Source organism: Spirillospora sp. CA-142024 (assembly GCF_050942325.1).
Lineage (GTDB): Bacteria > Actinomycetota > Actinomycetes > Streptosporangiales > Streptosporangiaceae > Spirillospora.
Map to the genome: position 1 here is coordinate 2,946,930 of NZ_CP192077.1, position 19,604 is coordinate 2,966,533.

Sequence of the window (19,604 nt, forward strand, 5' to 3'; positions counted from 1 at the left end):
GATACCGTTTAAGTCATGGTTACCGGAATCAAGGACGCCGCCCATGCCGTCGACGCCGCCGCCGTCATGAGCCTGCTCCCGGCCCGGCCGCGGCTGCTCGGTCTGGGCGAGCCCACCCATGGTGCGGACATCCTGCTCGGCGTGCGGAACGACCTCTTCCGCGGGCTCGTCGAGCACGAGGGCTACCGGACGTTCGCGATCGAGAGCGACTGCATGATGGGCCTGGTCGTGGACGACTACGTCACCTCGGGCGCGGGCACCCTCGACGAGGCCATGGAGCGTGGCTTCAGCCACGAGTGGGGCGCGTTCGCGGGCAACCGCGAACTCGTGCGCTGGATGCGCGACCACAACGACGGCCGGCCCGCGTCCGAGCAGGTGCGCTTCGCCGGTTTCGACGGCCCGCTGGAGATCACTCACGCCGCGAGCCCGCGGCAGGCCCTCACCGCGCTCCACGATCACCTCGCGTCCCGGGTGGACGCGGACCTGCTCCCCTGCACCGCGGAAACGCTCGACCGCCTGCTCGGCGCCGACGAGCGGTGGACCGATCCCGGCGCGATGATGGACCCGTCCCGGTCGGTGGGGCGCTCGTCCGACGCCAGGGAACTGCGGCTGCTGGCCGACGACCTCGTGGTGCTGCTCGACGGGCGGGCGCCGGACCCGGCCGCCTCGCGGGACGACCGGGACCGGGCGCGCCTGTACGGCCGCACCGCCACCGGCCTGCTGCGCTACCACTACTGGATGGCCGACACCTCGCCCGCCCGCATGGCGTGGCTGGTGGGCCTGCGCAGCCGGATGATGGCCGGGAATCTCCTCGCCATCGCCGAACGAGGTGCGGCGTTCGTCAACGGCCACAACGGTCATCTCCAGCGTGCCAAGAGCACGATGCGGATGGGCGGCCCGCCGGTGGAGTGGTGGGGCGCCGGCGCGCTCGTGAGCACCCGCCTGGGCCAGGAGTACGCCTTCCTGGCCACCGCCCTGGGCACGATTCAGCACCACGGAGTGGACGCCCCGCCCCCCGGCACCGTCGAAGGCCTCCTGTACGCCCTCCCGGACGACCGCTGCCTCATCGACGCCCGCCGCCTGGCCACCGCCGTCGGCGACGAGCCTCCCGTCCCTCGCGTGTCCCCCTACTACGGCTATTCCCCGCTCGATCCGGACCACCTGGCCGGGAGCGACGGGATCGTGTTCGTCAAGGACGTCCCGCGGCCCTAGCCGCTCCGCCCCCGGCCCGACCGCCCGGGGCGGAGCGGCGCCACGCTCAGCGGGCTCGGCCGAGGACGTGGTGGACGAGTTCGCGGAGGGGGCCGTGGAGCTGGGCCTCGCCGACGGTGGTCCGGTCGCCGTCGATGTCGATCTCGTACAGGAACTGGTCGGGGATTCGGCCCGGCGGCGGGACGGTTTTCAGGTCGACGCGGCCGACGAGCCTCGACAGCATGGGATCGCTGACGCTGTCGGACTCGGCGCGCCGTTCGATTCCCGCGAATCCCCCGCTGCGGACGACTGTCACTTTCACTGCTATCCGTTCGCCTCCAAGGGCACCCCTACCCCCGTCCAGGCCCGGCTCACCGCCTTGGTCTCGACGGCGTCGGCGCCGTAGAGCCCGGTCGCGGTCTGGATCGTCGCCGCGGCGAATCCGGCGAAGTCGGCGTCGGTGGCCAGGGAGCCGCCGGTGAGCGTGTCGTACCAGACGCGGCCGGCCTTCTCCCAGGCGTTGCCGCCGATGCCGGTGGCGGCGAGGTAGAACGCGTGGTTGGGGATGCCCGAGTTGATGTGGACGCCGCCGTTGTCGCGGTACGTCTCGACGTAGTGGTCCATGTGGGCGGGCTGCGGGTCCTTGCCGAGCTGCGGGTCGTCGTAGGCGGTGCCGGGCTCCTTCATCGAGCGCAGCGCGACGCCGTTTACGCTCGCGGCGAGCAGGCCCTGGCCGATGAGCCAGTCGGCCTGATCGGCGGTCTGACCGAGATGCCACTGCTTGACGAGCGAGCCGAACACGTCCGACATGGACTCGTTGAGGGCGCCGGACTGGCCGTAGTACTCCAGGTTCGCGGTGTACTGCGTGACGCCGTGGGCGAGTTCGTGGCCGGTGACGTCGAGGGGGCCGGTGAAGTCGGTGAACAGGACGCCGTCGCCGTCCCCGTACACCATCTGCTCGCCGTTCCAGAACGCGTTGTCGTACTTCTCGCCGTAGTGGACCGTCGAGATCATCTTCAGCCCGGCGCCGTCGATCGAGTTCCGCCGGTACGCCGCCTCGAAGAAGTCGAAGGTGGCGCCGAGCCAGTCGTAGGCGCGGTCGGCGGTCTGGTCGCCGGTGGCGGGGGCTCCCTCGGCCCGGACGGTCCGGCCGGGCAGTTCCTCGCGGTGCCCGGCGTCGTTGATCGTCCGGTCGGGGACGAAGTCCTCGGACGGGGAGGGGGCCCCGGCCGCGGTCGTCCGGCGTTCGGTGAACTGCGCGGAGGTGAGCGCCAGCGTACGGCGGGCTCGGTCGCGCATCGCCGGGTCGTCGGCGTCGCGGGCGATCCGCTCCAGCATGTGCGGTGGCACGATGTGGCATCTCATGCCACAACGCTGCCAGTTCCTTGTGATTCGAGCCACAACTTTCGGCGGGACGCTACGGCCGAATCCGGTCACGGTACGTGATTGTTATGCAGCGCAGCGGCATCGCCCGGGCGACTTGTGAAGATCCTGGGGAGATGCCCGGACGCTGCGCCGACGCATCCGGCGGCGTGCGTCAGAATGAACGGGTGACCCTGTACCGCGACGAAGGCATCGTCCTGCGCACCCAGAAGCTGGGCGAGGCCGACCGCATCGTGACGGTGCTGACCCGGCGCACCGGCCGGATCCGCGCCGCGGCGAAGGGGGTCCGCAAGACCAAGTCCCGGTTCGGCGCGCGGCTGGAGCCGTTCACCCACGTGGACCTCCAGCTGTACGAGCGGCGCTCCCTCGACCTGATCACGCAGGCCGAGACGCTGCGCCCGTACGGTGAGGCGCTGGTCAGCGACTATCCCCGCTACACGGCGGGGACGGCGATGCTGGAGACGGCGGAGAAGCTCACGAGCGAGGAGGGCGAGCCCGCGCTGCGGCAGTTCCTGCTGCTGGTCGGCGGGCTGCGGACGCTCGCCGAGCGGGCCCACGACCCCCGGCTCGTCCTGGACGCCTACCTGCTGCGCTCACTGTCGGTCGCGGGCTGGGCGCCCGCGCTCGACGAGTGCTGCCGGTGCGGCGGCCGCGGCGGGCTGCGCGGGTTCGCCATCGCGGCGGGCGGCGCCGTGTGCGCGAACTGCCGCCGGCCGGGCGCCGCCACCCCGGCGCCGCCGACGTTCGCGCTGATGCTGGCGCTGCTGCGCGGCGACTGGGAGTACGCCGACGGCAGCGAGCAGCGGCACCGGGTGGAGACCAGCGGGCTGGTGGCCGCCTACCTCCAGTGGCATCTGGAGCACGGGATCCGTTCGCTGCGCCATGTGGAACGCGAGACGCGCGGTGAAGCGCGCGACGACGAGACCGACAGGGAGAGAGTTTGAGCAGGGCCGTATCGCCTCCGGAACCGCATCGGGACGGCGCGACGCCGCCCCCGATCCCCGCGGACCTGGTGCCGCGGCACGTCGCCATCGTCATGGACGGCAACGGCCGCTGGGCCAAGGAACGCGGGCTGCCCCGCACCGAGGGGCACCGGCGCGGCGAGGACTCGCTCTTCGACGTGATCATGGGCGCGATCGAGCTCGGCGTCCCGTATCTGTCGGCGTACGCGTTCTCCACGGAGAACTGGAAGCGCTCGCCCGACGAGGTGCGCTTCCTCATGGGCTTCAACCGGGACGTGATCCGCCGCCGCCGCGACCAGCTCCACTCGATGGGCGTGCGGGTGCGGTGGGCGGGCCGGCGGCCGCGGCTGTGGCGCAGCGTCATCAAGGAGCTGGAGACGGCCGAGGAGATGACGCGGCACAACGACGTCCTCACCCTGCAGTTCTGCGTGAACTACGGCGGCCGCGCCGAGATCGCGGACGCGGCGGCGGCGATCGCCCGGGACGTCCGGGACGGCCGGCTCAACCCCGACAAGATCAACGAGAAGGTCTTCGCCCGCTACCTGGACGAGCCCGGCATCCCGGACGTGGACCTGTTCCTGCGCTCATCGGGGGAGCAGCGCACGTCCAACTTCCTGCTCTGGCAGTCGGCGTACGCGGAGATGGTGTTCCTCGACACCCTCTGGCCCGACTTCGACCGGCGCCACCTGTGGCACGCCTGCGAGATCTACGCCTCCCGCGACCGCCGCTACGGCGGAGCGGTACCTAATGCAGCGGTTTTGGGTCAGGCGCCTGGGGGCGCCTGACCCAAAACCACTGGTGCGATCGCTGCATCGCTCCGGCTCGCCTGGCGGCTCACTGCGCGATCAGTTTCTTGCTTCGCTCGAAACTGCCTTCGGACGCGATCGCGATGGCCCAGGTTGGTGCGTGGCTGGGGAGCCGGCTGGGCTTGATCGCCGGTTCTTGCCGTCGAGCTGTCTTAGACCAGGCTGGCGTCCAGGGTGATGGTGGTGCCTGCGAGGGCCTTGCTCACCGGGCAGCCTGCCTTGGCGTCCTGGGCGAACTTCTCGAAGTCGGCCGCGGACAGGCCGGGCACGCTCGCCCGGACGGTCAGGTGGACGCCGGTGATGCCCTCGCCCGGCTGGAACGTGACCTCGGCCTTGGTGTCCACCTTCTCCGGCGGGGTCCCGGCGCCCGCGAGGGCGTGCGAGAGGGCCATCGAGTAGCAGGTGGAGTGCGCGGCGCCGATCAGCTCCTCGGGGCTCGTCCGGCCGCCCGGCTCCTCGGACCGCGATGCCCAGGTCACGTCGTAGGTGCCGAGCTTCGAGGAGTCCAGCGAGACGGTCCCCTGGCCCTCCAGCAGAGAGCCTTCCCAATGCGCGTTTGCGGTACGTGTCGTAGCCATGCCCCGATTCTCCACCATGGCCGGGTGAGCGGATCACCCGAACCGCCGTAACGCCCCGCGCCGGCGGCCGGCGCGGGGCGTTGTGCCCGGGGACGGGGGCCTTAGCTCACGTTCACCGCGGACCAGGCGGCGGCCACGGTGTTGTACTGGGTGCTGCCCGCGCCGTAGAGGTCCTTGGCCGCGTTGAGGGTCGCGGTGCGCGCGCCCTTGTAGTCGGTCGAGGACGTCATGTACGTGGTCAGCGCCCGATACCAGATCTTGGTGGCGGCGTCCCGGCCGATGCCGGTGACGGTGGAGCCGTTGGACGTGGGGCTGTTGTAGGAGACGCCGTTGATCGTCTTCGCGCCGCTGCCCTCGGACAGCAGGTAGAAGAAGTGGTTGGCGACGCCCGAGGAGTAGTGCACGTCGAGGTTCTTGGTGTTCGACGACCAGGAGTCGGCGGAGCTGCCGTCCTTGCTGGGCTTGTCCATGAAGCGCAGCGCGGGCCGGCCGAAGCCGGGCAGGACGACCTCCTCGCCGACCAGGTAGTCGCCCTTGTCGTTGGCGTTGTTCGCGTAGAACTCGACGGCGGCGGCCATGATGTCGGACGTCGCCTCGTTCAGCCCGCCGGACTCACCGCTGTAGGTGAGGTTCGCGGTCGAGCTCGTGACGCCGTGGCTCATCTCGTGCGCGGCCACGTCCAGGGACGTGAGCGGGCCGAGCTGGGAGCCGTCGCCGTCGCCGTAGGTCATGCAGAAGCACGAGTCGTCCCAGAACGCGTTGGCGTAGGCGTTGTCGTAGTGGACGCGGTTGAACGATCCCTTGCCGTCGCCGGCGATGCCGGAGCGGCCGAAGACGTTCTTGTAGAAGTCCCAGGTCGTGCTGGTGCCGAACTGGGCGTCCACGGCGACGGTGGCGCGGCTGGAGGTCGTGCCGGTGCCCCAGTGGTTGTCGGCGTCGGTGAACAGCGTGGCGGGGGCCCGCTGGATGCACCAGAGGAGGAAGCAGAGGTCGGCCTTGTTCTCGGCGTCCCCGGTGTAGGTGTTCCCGCGCGTCGGGTCCTTCAGCTGGTACGTGCTGCCGGACTTCGTCGTCTCCAGCGGGACCGTCCCGGTGTAGAGGGACTTGCCGTCGCCCGCCTCGGTGCGGATCGTCTCCTCGCGCAGCAGGACCTTGCCGGTCGCGGCGTCGACCGAGGTGAACAAGCGGCTGGGCGTCCCGTCGGCCTGCTTGCCGACGGTCTGCACGCGCCAGGCGAGGCGCGGCTGATGGTCGGCCGTGCGGGACTCGACGACGAGCGCGGGAGAGCCCTCCGCCTTGCGCTGCTTGGTGGCGGCGCGCTTCTCGGCGGTCTTGGCGGAGACCTCCGGGCTGGAGTCGGCGGGCGTCTTGGCGAGGGTGAGGCTGCTGCCGCGCCACTTTCCGGAGGCCGTCTGGTGGACGACGATGTCGCCGCCCAGGACGGGCATGCCGTTGTAGGTGCGGGTCATCCGGGTGTGGGAGGTGCCGTCCCGGTCCATCGTGACCCGGACCACCTGGAACGCCTGGCCGGCGCCGCCGCGCACCTCGGCGCCGCGTCCGGTGAGCGCGCGCAGCGCGTGCTCCGCGGCGGCACGCGGGCCGGGTGGGGACGGTGCCTGCCGCGCCGACGCGGGCAGCGCGGTGCCGCTCGCCGCGAGCAGGGTCGCCGAGGCCAGGAGCACGGCCCTTCGGCTGGTGAACGCCCGTCTTGTCATGAACGCCCTCTCGTGCGGGCGCCACGCACTTCCCCGAGGGCCCGCCGTCGGGCCAGCCGTGGCGACGGGACATTTATGACATATAGCTACTCAGAAGTAGATGTGACAATTTGCCAAGAAACGCCTACGGAGCGTGTGAACTGCGGGACTTGCCGCCGGTCAGCGGACCTTCAGCCGGTGTACAGAAACCCCGCGTCAGAAGGACCCATCGGGAGGGAGGGGGCGGGTCAGGAGGCCCGGGTGCTGCAGTCGGCGCACGTCCCGAAGACCTCGACGGTGTGGGTGATGTCGACGAAGCCGTGCTCGGCGGCGATCGCGTCCGCCCAGCGCTCCACGGCCGGGCCCTCGACCTCGACCGTCCGGCCGCAGCCGCGGCAGACCAGATGGTGGTGGTGCTGCTCGGTGCGGCAGGCGCGGTAGACGGCCTCGCCCTCGTCGGTGCGCAGCACGTCGACCTCGCCGGCGTCGCTGAGCGCCTGCAGCGCCCGGTAGACGGTGGTGAGGCCGATCTTGGAGCCGTCGGCGCGCAGGTCGGCGTAGATGTCCTGCGCGCTGCGGAAGCCTTCGCAGCCCGCGAGCACCTGCCGGACCGCGTCCCGGCGGGCCGTTGTCATCCCCCTAGCACCTCCGCCTCGGCATCCATGCGGCTCTCGACGCCGGGCCCGGCGGGGACGGCGTCCCCGGCCGCGACGGCGCGGGCGCGCCTGCGGCGCACCACCGAACCCCCGGCGACCGCGACCACGAACACCGCCAGCGCGAGCAGCACGATCGAGGGGCCCGGGGGGAGATCGTACTGGAAGGAACCCGCCAGGCCCGTCACGGCCGACAGTACACCGATCCCCATCGCGCCCAGCATGGTGCTCCAGAACCCTCGGGTGAGCTGCTGCGCCGCCGCCACCGGAACGATCATCAGGGCGCTGACCAGCAGCAGCCCGATCGCGCGCATCGAGATCACCACGGTGACCGCGGCGGTCGCCGCGATCAGCACGCTGAGGAACCGGACGGGCAGCCCGGCCGCCCGCGCGACCTCCTCGTCCTGGCACAGCAGGAAGAGCTCCCGGCCGAACAGCGCGACGATGGCGAGCACGACGGCGGCGAGCCCCGCGACCACGTACAGGTCGGCCGCCGTCACGCTGCTGATCGAGCCGAACAGGTAGGACTGCAGGCTCGCCGACCCGCCCCCGTCGGCGTTGGTCAGGATCACGCCGCCCGCGAGGCCGCCGTAGAACAGCAGGGCGAGCACCACGTCGGCGCCGCTGCGGCTGCGGGCCCGCAGGACCTCGATCGCGACGGCGCCGACGACGGACACGACCAGCGCGCCGAGGACGGGGGAGGTGCTGGTGAGCAGCCCGAGCCCGATGCCGGTCAGCGCGATGTGGCCGATGCCGTCGCCGAGCAGCGACAGCCTGCGCTGGACGATGAACGTCCCCACGGCGGGGGCGGTCAGCCCGATGAGCACCGCCATCACCAGGGCGACGCGCATGAAGTCGTACTGCAGCATCTCGCTCACGCGGGCCTTTCGAGGGTCTGCGGGACGCCGGCCTCGCGGACGACGCGGCCGTGGCCCAGCTCGACGGTGCGGGTGACGAGCGGCTCCATCGGCCCCAGCTCGTGCGCGACGAGGACGACGGTCCGTCCGTCCCGGGCCAGCCCGTGCAGCGCCGACGCGAGCGCGGCCTGGCTGCCCGCGTCCACACCGGCGGTCGGCTCGTCCATCACGAAGACGTCGGGCTCCCCGGCCAGGGCGCGGGCGATGAGCACCCGCTGCTGCTGGCCGCCCGACAGCAGGTGCGCCGAGTCGCGGGCGCGTCCGGCGAGGCCGGTCGTCTCCAGTGCGCGGTCGACCGCGGCGCGGTCGGCCGCCCGGTCGGCGAACGGCGCCGGCCGCCACCGGGACCGCCGCGCCACCCGCCCGGACGCCACGATCTCCCGGACGGTCGCCGGCACGCCGCCGCCCATCGGCAGCCGCTGGGGGACGTAGCCGATCCGCTTCCAGTCCCGGAACCGGGCGGGCGGCTCGCCGTAGATCTCGGTCCGGCCGGCGGCCAGCGGGACGAGCCCGAGCAGCGCCTTGACCAGCGTGGACTTGCCCGCCCCGTTCGGCCCGAGGATCGCCAGCACGTCGCCGGCCCCCACCCGCAGGTCGATGCCGGCGAGCACCTCGCGGCCGTCCCGCCGGACGAGCCCGCCGGTCATCGCGAACGGAGGAGCGGTGTCCTCGGTCATGTGCACTCCAGGGCGGGACGCAGGGTCCCCAGGTTCCGTCGCATGATCGTCATGTAGTCGCCGGACGCGCCGTCCCCGACGCCCTCGGCCGGGTCCAGGACGGCGGTGCGCACGCCCGCCTCCCGCGCCAGCGACTCGGCGGCCTTCGGGCTGACCAGCGTCTCGGTGAAGATCGTCGTCGCGCCGGTGGCGGACACCAGCCGGGTCAGCCCGGCCAGCCGCTTCGGGGACGGCTCGCCGGACGGGTCGACGCCGGCGACCGGGATCTGCCGCAGCCCGTAGCGGTCCGCCAGGTAGCCGAACGCGGCGTGCGCGGTGACGATCTCGCGCCGCGCGCAGGACTCCAGGCCGTCCCGGAACTCGCGGTCGAGCCGGGTCAGCGCCTCGGCGGTGGACCGTGCGCGTTCCCGGTAGCCGGACGCGTGGCCTGGGTCGGCGGCGGCCAGCCGGTCGCCGAGCGCGGTCGCCACGGTCGCCATCCGGCTCGGGTCGAGCCAGATGTGCGGGTCGTAGGACGCCTCCCGGTGCCGTATCCCGTCGTGGGCCTCCTCGTCGTCGGTCTCGCCCGGCGGCGGCAGGGTCCGCACCAGGCTCGCGGCGTCGAGCGACCTGGCCTTCGCGTGCCCCCGGACGGCGTCGTCGACGGCGGGCTGGACGCCCTTGACGTAGACGGCGAAGTCGGCGTCCGCGACCTGCGCGACCTGCCGGGCGGTCAGTTCGAGATCGTGAGGCTCCGTGCCGGGCCTGGTGAGCGTCCGGACGAAGACGTCGCCCCCGCCGACCTTCCCGGCCAGCCACGCCATCGGGTAGAAGGACGCGACGACGGCGGCCTTGCCGGGCGGGACGTCCGCGTCCGCGTCGGCGCAGCCGGTGAGGCCCGCCGCGAGCCCGGCCAGGGCCAGGGCCGTCGCGGGCAGGGCTCGGAGGGGCCTGCGGACACGGGACACGTCCCGATTATGGACGAAGATGAAAATGGTTGTCAAAACCGGCCAATGCCGCGCCCCAGGGCGAATCCCACGAGGACCGCCAGCGCGACGAGCCGCAGCACCCGGCCCGAGCCGTCCAGCGAGGGCCAGTTGAGATAGGCGAACCAGCCCAGCGCCGCGGCGAGCACCAGCAGCCCGGCCGCGGCCACCCAGCCCGTCCCGGCCATGCCGATCACGAGCAGCACGAACACCGCGGCGAGCAGGATCCACCGCGGCATCCGGTGCAGGAACACCACCGCCACCGCGCTGCGCCGCTCGACGGCCGCCCGCAGCCCCGTCCCCCGCTCACCTCTCGTCTCCACGTGCCCAACGTACTGCCAGGATGGACGGATGATCGCGATAACCCGGTACCGGGTGCCGGGCGAGGAGTCCGACCGCTTCGCCGAGCGCATGACCGCGGTGCTGACGGCGCTGTCCGCGAGCCCCGGCTTCCGCTCTGGCCGCCTCGCCAGGACCGTCGACGACCCCGGCCTGTGGGCCCTCGTCACCGAATGGGACGGCGCCGGGCACTACCGCCGCGCGCTCGGCGAGTACGGCGTCCGGCTCCAGTTCATGCCGCTCGCCGCCCTGGCGGTGGACGAACCCGGCGCCTACGAGGTCGTCAGCTCCGCCTGAGCCCCGCGGCGGCCACCTTCAGAATGCGGGAAACCGCCGGGCAAGAAGCGTCCTGCCCCGGTTTCGGGCACCCCGGCCATGGTCATCCTTGCCGCACACGATCATGCCGTGGTCCGCCGGGGGAGATGTGATGCGTCGCGCCGTCCTGTTCAGCGTGTTCTCCGGAGGCGCGGTCGCCGCCGCCCTCGCCGTCGCCGGGACGGTCCCCGGGCGGCCGGCGTCCCACCGGCCCGCCGCGCTGAGCGGCCCCGCCGGGAGCCTGGAGGGCCCGCGCGTCGTCGAGTACCGCGGCCTGCGCGTCCCCGTGCCGGCGGGCTGGGAGGTGCACCGGCTCGACCGGGACCCGGCCCGCTGCGTCCGCTACGACCGGCACGCGGTCTACCTCGGCCGGCCCGGGCCGCAGCCCGACTGCCCGGCCCGCGTCGTCGGCCGCACCGAGGCCGTCCACATCGAGCCGGCCGGGGACGGCCGGGCCGCGCGGACGGTCGTGCGCGGCGACAAGCTCGCCTCCCTCGTCGTCGCGCCGACCGTCGACCACGAGACGCGCCTCGCCCTTCCCGAGGCCGGGGTCACGATCACCGGCGTGTACGGGTCGGATCCCGGGCGGCTCCAGCGCGTGCTGCGCGGCGCCCGGCTGTCCGCGAGCCGGCCGGCAGCGCCGCCGAGATCCGACGTCCGCCGGATGGCGACCACGACGCCCGAGGCGCCGGACCAGAGCGCGCCGCTCGCCGAGAGCACGCCGCCCGTTCCGGACACGCCGTTCGGTCAGAGCACGCCGTCCGAGGCGGGTGCGGCGGACGGTGCCGGCGCGGCACCGGGCAACGGGACGGTGCCGGACCAGGCGCTGGAGCGCCCGTGGGTGCGCGGTAAGGGGTTCGACACCTGCACGGCCCCCTCCCTCGCCACCATGAAGGCGTGGCGGCCCTCGTTCAAGGTCACCAACATCTACATCGGCGGCGCGGCGCGTGGATGCGCCCAGCCGAACCTCACCGCCTCCTGGGTGAGACAGGTGCGCCGGATGGGCTACCGCATCACCCCCACCTACGTCGGCCTGCAGGCCCCCTGCGGCAGTCGCCCGCAGCGCTTCACCGCCAAGAGCGCGGCCTCGGAGGGCGCGAGGTCCGCCGTGGACGCGGCCCGCAAGGCCCGGGCGCTCGGCATTCCGGACGGCAGGCCGATCTACTTCGACATGGAGGCGTACAACCACAAGAAGAGCGCGTGCAAGGCCGCGGTCCTGCGGTTCGTGGACAGGTGGGTCGACCGGCTGCAGGCCGAGGGCTACCAGCCCTGCCTCTACAGCAGCGCCAAGTCCGGCATCCGGGACGTGGGCCGGGCGCAGATCAGCAGGCCCTCCTGCGTCTGGTTCGCCAACTGGGACGGCCGCGCCGATGTCTACGGCGACCCGTTCCTGCCGGACCACTGGTGGGCCCCGCACCGCCGCATCAAGCAGTACCGGGGCGCCCACAAGGAGAGGCACGGCGGCGTGCGGCTCAACATCGACAGCAACATCGTCGACGGGCGCGTCTACTAGCACTCGGGCCTGCTCAGCCGCCCCCGTGCCCTAAGCTGGGGGGCACTCTCCGGCGCCGGCGACGACCGCGCCGGGGCACATCACCGGGGATCACACTCGCCGCCGCCCGCCGTTCCCGCGCGGGACCGGGGCGCACTCACTGTCCCGCCGACCGCCAGCCGGATGGAGAATATTTCATGGCACGCCGTTCCGATGTGCTGGACACGATCGTCAACCTCGCCAAGCGGCGGGGGCTGGTCTACCCGTCGAGCGAGATCTACGGCGGGCTCCGCGCGTCCTGGGACTACGGGCCGCTCGGCGTCGAGCTGAAGAACAACGTCAAGCGCCAGTGGTGGAAGTCCATGGTGCAGGGCCGCGACGACATCGTCGGCCTCGACTCGTGCGTCATCCTGGCGCGCGAGGTCTGGGAGGCCAGCGGCCACGTCCAGGCGTTCGTCGACCCGCTCACCGAGTGCCAGTCCTGCCACAAGCGCTTCCGGGCCGACCACCTGGAGGAGGCGTACGAGGAGAAGCACGGCCGCCCGCCGGCGAACGGCCTGGCCGACATCTCCTGCCCGAACTGCGGTGTGAAGGGCTCCTTCACCGAGCCGAAGATGTTCAACGGCCTGCTGAAGACCTACCTCGGCCCCGTCGAGGACGAGTCCGGCCTGGCCTACCTGCGCCCCGAGACCGCACAGGGCATCTTCATCAACTACCTGAACGTCCAGCAGTCCGCGCGCCGCAAGGTGCCGTTCGGCATCGGGCAGATCGGCAAGTCGTTCCGCAACGAGATCACGCCCGGCAACTTCATCTTCCGGACCCGCGAGTTCGAGCAGATGGAGATGGAGTTCTTCGTCAAGCCCGGCAGCGACGAGGAGTGGCACCAGTACTGGATCGACGAGCGCATGCAGTGGTACGTCGACCTCGGCATCCGCAAGGAGAACCTGCGGCTGTACGAGCACCCGGCCGAGAAGCTGTCGCACTACTCCAAGCGCACCGTGGACGTGGAGTACAAGTTCGACTTCGTCGGCAGCGAGTGGGGCGAGCTTGAGGGCATCGCCAACCGGACCGACTACGACCTGACCACGCACTCCAAGGCGTCCGGCGCCGACCTGTCGTTCTTCGACCAGGAGTCCGGTGACCGTTTCACCCCGTACGTGATCGAGCCCGCGGCCGGCGTCGACCGCTGCACGCTCACGTTCATGATGGACGCCTACGCCGAGGACGAGGCGCCCAACGCCAAGGGCAAGCTGGAGAAGCGGACCGTCATGCGGCTCGACCGCCGGCTGGCCCCGGTGAAGGTCGCGGTGCTGCCGCTGTCGCGCAACGCCGACCTGTCGCCGAAGGCCCGCGACCTCGCCGCCCGGCTGCGCCGCAACTGGAACGTCGACTTCGACGACGCCGGCGCCATCGGCCGCCGCTACCGCCGCCAGGACGAGATCGGCACGCCGTTCTGCGTCACCGTCGACTTCGACACCCTCGACGACGACGCGGTGACCGTCCGGGAGCGCGACTCGATGAGCCAGGAGCGCATCGCGATCGGCCAGGTCGAGGCGTTCCTCGCGGCGCAGCTCGTCGGCTGCTGACACCCGCCCGGCACCGCTGCGGGCCGCCCCCGGTCGTGGGGCGGCCCGCTTCTGGGAGCGTCAGGGAGCGTGTCCTCGTGGGAGCGTTCTACCTTGGGAGCGCCCGTCAGCCCGTGACGTAGAGGGACTGGTCGTAGGTGCCGGACCCGGCCGCCGTCTCGCCCTTCAGCGCGTAGTTCGCCGTGACGGTGGCGGTGGACGGGCAGAGGAAGCTGCCGCCGGTCTTGCTGACCTGGGCGTTCTGGACGCCGACCTGTGCCTCGGAGCTGCTCGTGTCGGGGCGCGAGGCGTTGTCGCCGTTGAAGCCGTTGGCGGTCAGGTTGCCGCCGAACTGGCAGGTGATGCCGCCGAAGATGTCCACCGTGGCCTTCACGCTGAAGTTCGCGATCGTGACCGTGGCGTCGCGGCCGCCGGTGTGCCCGGCGTCGTAGGCGACACTGCCGCCCGACCAGGGCAGGTTCTGCGTCTCGATCGTCGCGCTCGTGCTCCCGGTGCAGGGGCCGCCGCCGTCGCCGCTGAAGGTGGCGCTGCTCACGCTGAGATTGCTGCCGTCGGAGTTGATGGACCCGGTCATCGTCGACTCGCTGCAGGAACCGCTGCCGATCGACGTCGAGACCGTGGCGGTGCCGAGCAGCGAGGCCTGGACGTTGCCGGAGTAGGCGTCGGCCGTGGCCGAGCCCTTGCGGACCGTCGTGGTCGCGGCCGACGCGGGCGCGATGCCCGCGGCGAGGACGGCCAGGGCGGCGGTCCCGATGATCGCGGTCTGTCTGATACGTGCCACCGGAAACTCCTCTGTCCGGTTCGGGGTGGGCATACGCGAAAGTAATTCGCGTATGGGGCCCGGGCAATGGATGGCGGCCGAATGCGGCCTGGCCGGATTGGGACACGCGCCAGTGTCTGCTGGTAAGGCCGTACGGACGAGGGTGGGGAAGGTCTTTGTCACGCCACCCCGTCTTGACGGGCTCTTCCCACCGTGGTTCGCCCCGCTGAGCGCGAAGGGCATCCGCGCCCCGGCGATCCTGGGCTAGGTTGGCGGGAACGGCCGGGCGGAGGCTCCGCAGGCGATCGGGGAGGAGGCGGCATGCGCGACTCGCGCCGCCCCGTCCCGTCCGTCGCCCGGCTGCTCATCGTCGCGCTGGGCCTCCTCGGCTTCGTCACGGGGCCCGCCGGCGCCGGAGCGCACGGCGGGACGCCTTCCACCGGGACGATCTCCGGCGCCCGGACCGCGCCGGTCCAGGGCGCGCCCGCCCGCACCCGGATCTCCACCAAGCCGCGCGGCCCGGGCCGGGTCCAGGCCGTCATCACCGCCGTCGCGCTCCATGCCGCGGGCGCGGCGGCACCGAACGCCCAGACGGCCCACGCGGCGCTCCCGGCGTCCGGCATCGAGGTCCGGCCGCCGGCCTGGCGGGTCACCCGGCCCGGCTCCGCGCACGCGTCGGCCGGCGTCGTCCCCAGGGGCCGGCCGCGCGGGCGCGCACCCCCCGCTTCCACACGGATCTGAGCTCTGTCCCCGGTACCGCACGCCGACGTGCGGTGCCGTATCCCCCGTGTGGAGGTTCCCTTTGACTCGCGCCAACGTGGTGCGGGCGGTACTGGCGTTCGCCGTGCTCGCCACATCGTTCTATTTCGCCTGGTCCACACCCGCCCGCCTCGGCCTCGATCTCCGCGGCGGCACCCAGATCGTCCTCGAAACGCAGGACTCCCCGACGGTGAAGGCCGACCGGGAGTCCACCGACCGTGCCCGGGAGGTGCTGCACCGGCGCGTCGACGCGCTGGGCGTCGCCGAATCGTCCATCACCCGGTCCGGCGACCGGCGGCTGATCGTCGAGCTGCCCGACGTCCAGGACCCGGCCGGCGCCGCCGCCGCGATCGGCAAGACCGCGCAGCTCACCGCCCACCCCGTGCTGCCCGGCACCGGCAAGGCGGGCAGCGGCCAGCAGCTGCTCCCGGACGAGAGCGGGCGGCCGGTCCTCATCGGCCCGGCCGCGCTCACCGGCGCCGGCGTCGGCGAGGCGAACGCCTCCTACGACCCGGAGAACATCGGCGGCTGGGCCGTCAACGTCAAGTTCAAGGGCGACGGCGGCCGGACCTGGGAGAAGATCACCGCCAAGGCCGCCTGCGCGGCCGGCGACGAGCGGCGCGTCGCGATCGTCCTGGACGGCAAGGTGATCTCCTCCCCGCAGGTGACCGAGAGCGTGCCGTGCGGGGTCGGCATCACCGGCGGCTCCACCCAGATCACCGGCGACTTCGGGGCCGGCGAGGCCAAGGACCTCGCGGCGCTCATCCAGGGCGGGTCGCTGCCCGTCCCGGTGAAGATCATCGAGCAGCGGGTGGTCGGCCCGACGCTCGGCGACGAGGCCATCGACGCCAGCGCCCGCGCGGCGGTCATCGGGATCGTCCTCACCGGCCTGTTCATCGTGGCCGTCTACCGGCTCGCCGGCCTGCTCGCCACGGTCGCGCTCGCCGGATACGCGCTGATCTCCTACGGCGCACTCGTCGCCGTCGGCGCGACGCTGACGCTGCCGGGCCTCGCCGGATTCGTCCTCGCCATCGGCATGGCGATCGACGCGAACGTGCTGGCCTTCGAACGCGCGAGGGAGGAGCGAGCCGCCGCCCCGGGGCGCAGTGCGCGGGCGGCGCTGGCGGTCGGGTTCACCAAGGCGTGGTCGGCGATCGCCGACTCGGCCGTCACCACGCTGCTGGCCGGCGGCCTGCTGTTCTTCCTGGCCTCCGGCCCCGTCCGGGGCTTCGGCGTCACGCTGACCATCGGTGTGCTCGGCTCCCTGGTCTCCGCGATGCTGCTCAGCCGCGTCCTCACCGACGCGGCCGCCGCGCGGATGCCGAGGCTCAGCAAGGGCGGGGCCGGCGGCCTCGCCGGCGCCGGGCGGGTCCGGCGGTGGCTGGAGAACAGCGGCCCCGACCTGATGAAGCGCAGCCGGCTGTGGCTCGGGATCTCGGCGCTCGCGGTCGTCCTCGCGGCGGCCGGGATCTTCAGCCGCGGGCTGAACTTCGGCGTGGAGTTCACGGGCGGACGCCTCGTGGAGTACTCCACGAGCAGGCACGTCGACATCGACACGGCGCGTGCCGCCGTCGCCGACGCCGGGTTCCCGCGAGCGGTCGTCCAGACGTCCGGGAAGGACGACATCTCCGTCCGGACGGCCGGCCTGACGAACGCGGAGGAGAACCGCGTCCATGACGCGCTCGCGGAGAAGGGCGGCGGCGCCACCAAGCAGCGCGACGAGCTGATCGGCCCGAGCCTCGGCAGCGAACTGCGGACCAAGGCGCTCATCGCGCTCGGCGTCGCCCTGCTGGTGCAGCTCGCCTACCTGACGATCCGGTTCCGCTGGACGTTCGCGGCCGGCTCGGTCATCGCCATGTTCCACGACGTCACGATCGTCACCGGGATCTTCGCGTGGCTGGGCAAACCCGTCGACGGGGTCTTCCTCGCCGCGCTGCTCACCATCATCGGGTACTCGGTGAACGACTCGGTCGTCGTGTTCGACCGCGTCCGCGAGATGTGGGCGGCGAACCCGAAGGGCCGGTTCGCCGACATCGCGAACCGGGGCACCCTGCAGACCGTCCCGCGGACGATCAACACCGGGATGGGCGCGCTGTTCATCCTGGCGGCGCTGGCGGTCCTCGGCGGCGACTCGCTGACCGACTTCGCCGTCGCGCTCCTGATCGGCATCGTCGTCGGCACCTACTCCAGCGTCTTCACGGCGACGCCGCTCGCCGTCGTCCTGGAACGCCACGCGAAGGCCCCGCCGCCCCAGGCGAAGGCGAAGCCCAAGCCCGTCCACCGCACATCCGGCAGCTCAGGCGCCGTCGTCTGACCGCCCACCCGCCGCCGGCGCCCATCCCGGACGCCTGCGGTCATCGGTGCGGGACGACCGGCCGCTTGAGCGGCGGGCCGCCCGGCACCTGACCGGCTCGGCGCGGACGGCCCGCCGGGACCGGGGAAGGGCCGGTCCCGGCGCGGCCGGTCAGGCCAGGGGCGGCTGGGGCTCGTCGTTCTCGGCCCGGATCACCTGCATGACCGCGTTGATCAGGGCCAGGTGGGTGAACGCCTGCGGGAAGTTGCCGAGGTGACGGCCGGTGTGCGGGTCGATCTCCTCGGCGTACAGCTGCAGCGGGCTCGCGTAGGAGAGCAGCTTCTCGCACAGGGCACGGGCCCGCTCCAGCTCACCGATCATCACCAGGGTGCTGACCAGCCAGAACGAGCAGATCGTGAACGTGCCCTCCTCCGACTCGAAGCCGTCGTCGGTCTCCGTGGCCCGGTAGCGCAGGACGAGGTCGTCCTCCGACAGCTCGTCGGCGATGGCGAGCACGGTCTCCCGGACCCGCTTGTCGTCGGCGGGCAGGAAGCCGAGCAGCGGGATCAGCAGCGCCGAGGCGTCCAGCGCCGTCGCGCCGTAGTGGGCGGTGAAGACGCCCCGCTCGTCCAGCGCGTTGGCGAGCACGTCGGCGTGGATCTCGTCGGCGGCCGCCTGCCAGCGGCGCGCCCGCTCCTGGTCACCGCGGACGCGGGCGAGCCGGGCGCCGCGGTCGGCCGCCACCCAGCAGAAGATCTTGGACGAGGTGAAGTGCTGCGGTTCGCCGCGCACCTCCCACATGCCGCAGTCGGGCGTCCGCCAGTTGGCGAGGGCGTCCTCCACCTGCCGGACGACGATCTTCCAGAGCCGGTCGTCCAGCCGGTCCCGGCGCCGCACGAACAGGTAGATGGAGCCGATGATCGCGCCCCACACGTCGTGCTGCGCCTGCATGTACGCCTCGTTGCCGATGCGGACGGGGCGGGCGTTGTCGTAGCCGGTGAGATGTTCGAGCGTGGACTCGGGCAGTTCCTCCCGCCCGTCCAGCCCGTACATGATCTGCAGCTTGCCCTCGGCGGCCTCGGCGACGTCGGTGATGAAGTAGAAGAAGTCGTTGGCCTCCCAGTCGTAGCCGAGCGTGTAGAACGCCCACAGCGCCATCGTGGAGTCACGGATCCAGGTGTAGCGGTAGTCCCAGTTCCGGTCGCCGCCCGGCGCCTCCGGCAGCGAGGTCGTGGCCGCGGCCGCCACCGCGCCGGACGGGGCGAACGTCAGCCCCTTCAGGGTGAGCGCGCTGCGCTGCAGGTGGCTGCGCCACGGGTGGTCGGGGAAGCGGCCCCGGTCCAGCCAGTGCTGCCAGTGGTGGACGGTCCAGACGAGCCGCTCCTGTGCGTCCTCCCAGGACGAGGGCGCCTCGTGCTCGCTCCACGACAGCGCCACGAAGCGGGATTCGCCCTGCTTCAGCAGCGTCCGGGACGTGGCGAGCGACCCCTCGAACCCGACGTTCATGTCGGTGGTGAGCCGCAGCCCGACGCCGTTGCCGCGCGCGACGGCCTCGTGGTAGCCGGAGCCGGTGTGCTCCCAGCGCGCGGGCGTCTGGCCGTAGTCGAACACCGGCATGCAGTCGAGCCGGACCTGGACCTGCCCGTTCACGCACCGGACCATCCGCAGCAGGACATGGTCGGCGTCGTAGTCCGTGGGCGCCCGGCGATGGGTGTGGGAACGTTCCGTCTCGTGGTGCCACGGCCCCATCAGCAGGGCGTCCGTCACCACGAGCCAGCCGCCGTGCACCCACCAGGTGGTCTCCATCACCATGGTGCCGGGGATGTAGCGCTGCGCGGCGGGCACCTCCACGCCCGCCGGGCCGACCCGGAAATAGCCGGCGTCGCGGTCCAGGATGGAGCCGAACACGCTCGGCGAGTCCATCCTCGGCAGGCACATCCACTCGATGTTGCCGCTCGGCGCGACCAGGGCGGTCGTCTCGCAGTCGGACAGGAATCCGAAATCGGCTATGGGGGCGAACGGATCTCCCGCCCGGCCGCCGGCGACTCTCGGCCTCACAACCTCACCTCCTTGATCCATCATTCCCTCTCCCGCGCAGTGGGTATGTCATTGGTGCGAGCTGTTCCCGGACGGGCGTCCGGGCCCGTGTGCGTCCCCGGTCTCCGCAGTGGAATAGACCTATTGGAATAGACCATTATCCGGGGTCTGAGCTGGGAGGACACCGCGCGGCACAC

Annotated in this window: 19 protein-coding genes; 8 read left to right on the top strand and 11 right to left on the bottom strand. The window is 72.3% G+C overall.

Annotated elements, in window-relative coordinates; all coding sequences use genetic code 11:
- Positions 1-15: 15 nt before the first annotated feature.
- On the top strand, positions 16-1,212 hold the full coding sequence (locus tag ACQPZP_RS14255) for an erythromycin esterase family protein (protein WP_433478087.1): 1,197 nt from the start codon (positions 16-18) through the stop codon (positions 1,210-1,212).
- Between the two features lie 46 nt (positions 1,213-1,258).
- On the opposite strand, the gene ACQPZP_RS14260 is transcribed toward ACQPZP_RS14255, so the two are convergent.
- A complete protein-coding gene (locus ACQPZP_RS14260; protein ID WP_433468248.1) occupies positions 1,259-1,513 on the bottom strand; it encodes a protealysin inhibitor emfourin in 255 nt (84 codons plus the stop codon).
- Between the two features lie 2 nt (positions 1,514-1,515).
- Positions 1,516-2,541, bottom strand: a complete 1,026-nt coding sequence (locus ACQPZP_RS14265) for a M4 family metallopeptidase (protein ID WP_433478088.1) — start codon at positions 2,539-2,541, stop codon at positions 1,516-1,518.
- Positions 2,542-2,741: 200 nt separating this feature from the next.
- Between ACQPZP_RS14265 and recO the strand changes: the two genes are divergently transcribed.
- Both recO and ACQPZP_RS14275 read left to right on the top strand, forming a co-directional pair.
- Positions 2,742-3,518 (top strand): DNA repair protein RecO, encoded by a 777-nt coding sequence (gene recO, locus ACQPZP_RS14270; protein ID WP_433478089.1) that lies wholly within the window; start codon positions 2,742-2,744, stop codon positions 3,516-3,518.
- On the top strand, positions 3,515-4,321 hold the full coding sequence (locus ACQPZP_RS14275) for an isoprenyl transferase (RefSeq protein ID WP_433478090.1): 807 nt from the start codon (positions 3,515-3,517) through the stop codon (positions 4,319-4,321). Before recO ends, ACQPZP_RS14275 begins: the two co-directional genes overlap by 4 nt.
- Before the next feature lie 173 nt (positions 4,322-4,494).
- Here ACQPZP_RS14275 and ACQPZP_RS14280 read toward each other — a convergent pair whose 3' ends face one another.
- From ACQPZP_RS14280 to ACQPZP_RS14310, 7 genes are all read right to left on the bottom strand, one after another.
- Entirely contained in the window at positions 4,495-4,920 is a 426-nt protein-coding gene (locus ACQPZP_RS14280) for an OsmC family protein (RefSeq protein ID WP_433468252.1), read from the bottom strand.
- Positions 4,921-5,021: 101 nt separating this feature from the next.
- Positions 5,022-6,635 (bottom strand): M4 family metallopeptidase, encoded by a 1,614-nt coding sequence (locus tag ACQPZP_RS14285; protein ID WP_433478091.1) that lies wholly within the window; start codon positions 6,633-6,635, stop codon positions 5,022-5,024.
- Positions 6,636-6,862: 227 nt separating this feature from the next.
- Positions 6,863-7,249, bottom strand: a complete 387-nt coding sequence (locus tag ACQPZP_RS14290) for a Fur family transcriptional regulator (RefSeq protein ID WP_433478092.1) — start codon at positions 7,247-7,249, stop codon at positions 6,863-6,865.
- On the bottom strand, positions 7,246-8,145 hold the full coding sequence (locus ACQPZP_RS14295; RefSeq protein WP_433478093.1) for a metal ABC transporter permease: 900 nt from the start codon (positions 8,143-8,145) through the stop codon (positions 7,246-7,248). The genes ACQPZP_RS14290 and ACQPZP_RS14295 overlap by 4 nt, the downstream gene beginning before the upstream one ends.
- Positions 8,142-8,861, bottom strand: a complete 720-nt coding sequence (locus ACQPZP_RS14300) for a metal ABC transporter ATP-binding protein (protein ID WP_433478094.1) — start codon at positions 8,859-8,861, stop codon at positions 8,142-8,144. Before ACQPZP_RS14300 ends, ACQPZP_RS14295 begins: the two co-directional genes overlap by 4 nt.
- Positions 8,858-9,808, bottom strand: a complete 951-nt coding sequence (locus tag ACQPZP_RS14305) for a metal ABC transporter substrate-binding protein (RefSeq protein WP_433478095.1) — start codon at positions 9,806-9,808, stop codon at positions 8,858-8,860. The genes ACQPZP_RS14300 and ACQPZP_RS14305 overlap by 4 nt, the downstream gene beginning before the upstream one ends.
- A gap of 32 nt (positions 9,809-9,840) precedes the next feature.
- A complete protein-coding gene (locus tag ACQPZP_RS14310; protein WP_433478096.1) occupies positions 9,841-10,149 on the bottom strand; it encodes a DUF6703 family protein in 309 nt (102 codons plus the stop codon).
- A gap of 28 nt (positions 10,150-10,177) precedes the next feature.
- On the opposite strand from ACQPZP_RS14310, the gene ACQPZP_RS14315 reads away from it, so the two are divergent.
- From ACQPZP_RS14315 to ACQPZP_RS14325, 3 genes are all read left to right on the top strand, one after another.
- Entirely contained in the window at positions 10,178-10,462 is a 285-nt protein-coding gene (locus ACQPZP_RS14315; protein WP_433478097.1) for an antibiotic biosynthesis monooxygenase family protein, read from the top strand.
- A gap of 130 nt (positions 10,463-10,592) precedes the next feature.
- Positions 10,593-11,993, top strand: a complete 1,401-nt coding sequence (locus tag ACQPZP_RS14320) for a DUF1906 domain-containing protein (RefSeq protein WP_433478098.1) — start codon at positions 10,593-10,595, stop codon at positions 11,991-11,993.
- A 176-nt stretch (positions 11,994-12,169) separates the two neighbouring features.
- On the top strand, positions 12,170-13,558 hold the full coding sequence (locus ACQPZP_RS14325; RefSeq protein WP_433478099.1) for a glycine--tRNA ligase: 1,389 nt from the start codon (positions 12,170-12,172) through the stop codon (positions 13,556-13,558).
- Between the two features lie 106 nt (positions 13,559-13,664).
- Here the strand turns inward: ACQPZP_RS14325 and ACQPZP_RS14330 are convergent, their stop codons facing one another.
- Positions 13,665-14,339: a hypothetical protein gene (locus ACQPZP_RS14330; RefSeq protein WP_433478100.1), complete on the bottom strand. Its 675-nt coding sequence runs from the start codon at positions 14,337-14,339 to the stop codon at positions 13,665-13,667.
- A 300-nt stretch (positions 14,340-14,639) separates the two neighbouring features.
- Between ACQPZP_RS14330 and ACQPZP_RS14335 the strand changes: the two genes are divergently transcribed.
- Together ACQPZP_RS14335 and secD are read left to right on the top strand one after the other, a co-directional pair.
- Positions 14,640-15,059 carry a hypothetical protein gene (locus ACQPZP_RS14335; protein WP_433478101.1) on the top strand — a complete coding sequence of 140 codons (420 nt, stop codon included), beginning with the start codon at positions 14,640-14,642 and terminating at the stop codon, positions 15,057-15,059.
- A 61-nt stretch (positions 15,060-15,120) separates the two neighbouring features.
- Positions 15,121-17,391 carry a protein translocase subunit SecD gene (gene secD, locus ACQPZP_RS14340; protein ID WP_433478102.1) on the top strand — a complete coding sequence of 757 codons (2,271 nt, stop codon included), beginning with the start codon at positions 15,121-15,123 and terminating at the stop codon, positions 17,389-17,391.
- A gap of 150 nt (positions 17,392-17,541) precedes the next feature.
- On the opposite strand, the gene ACQPZP_RS14345 is transcribed toward secD, so the two are convergent.
- Entirely contained in the window at positions 17,542-19,428 is a 1,887-nt protein-coding gene (locus ACQPZP_RS14345; protein ID WP_433478103.1) for a glycoside hydrolase family 15 protein, read from the bottom strand.
- Positions 19,429-19,604: the final 176 nt, after the last annotated feature.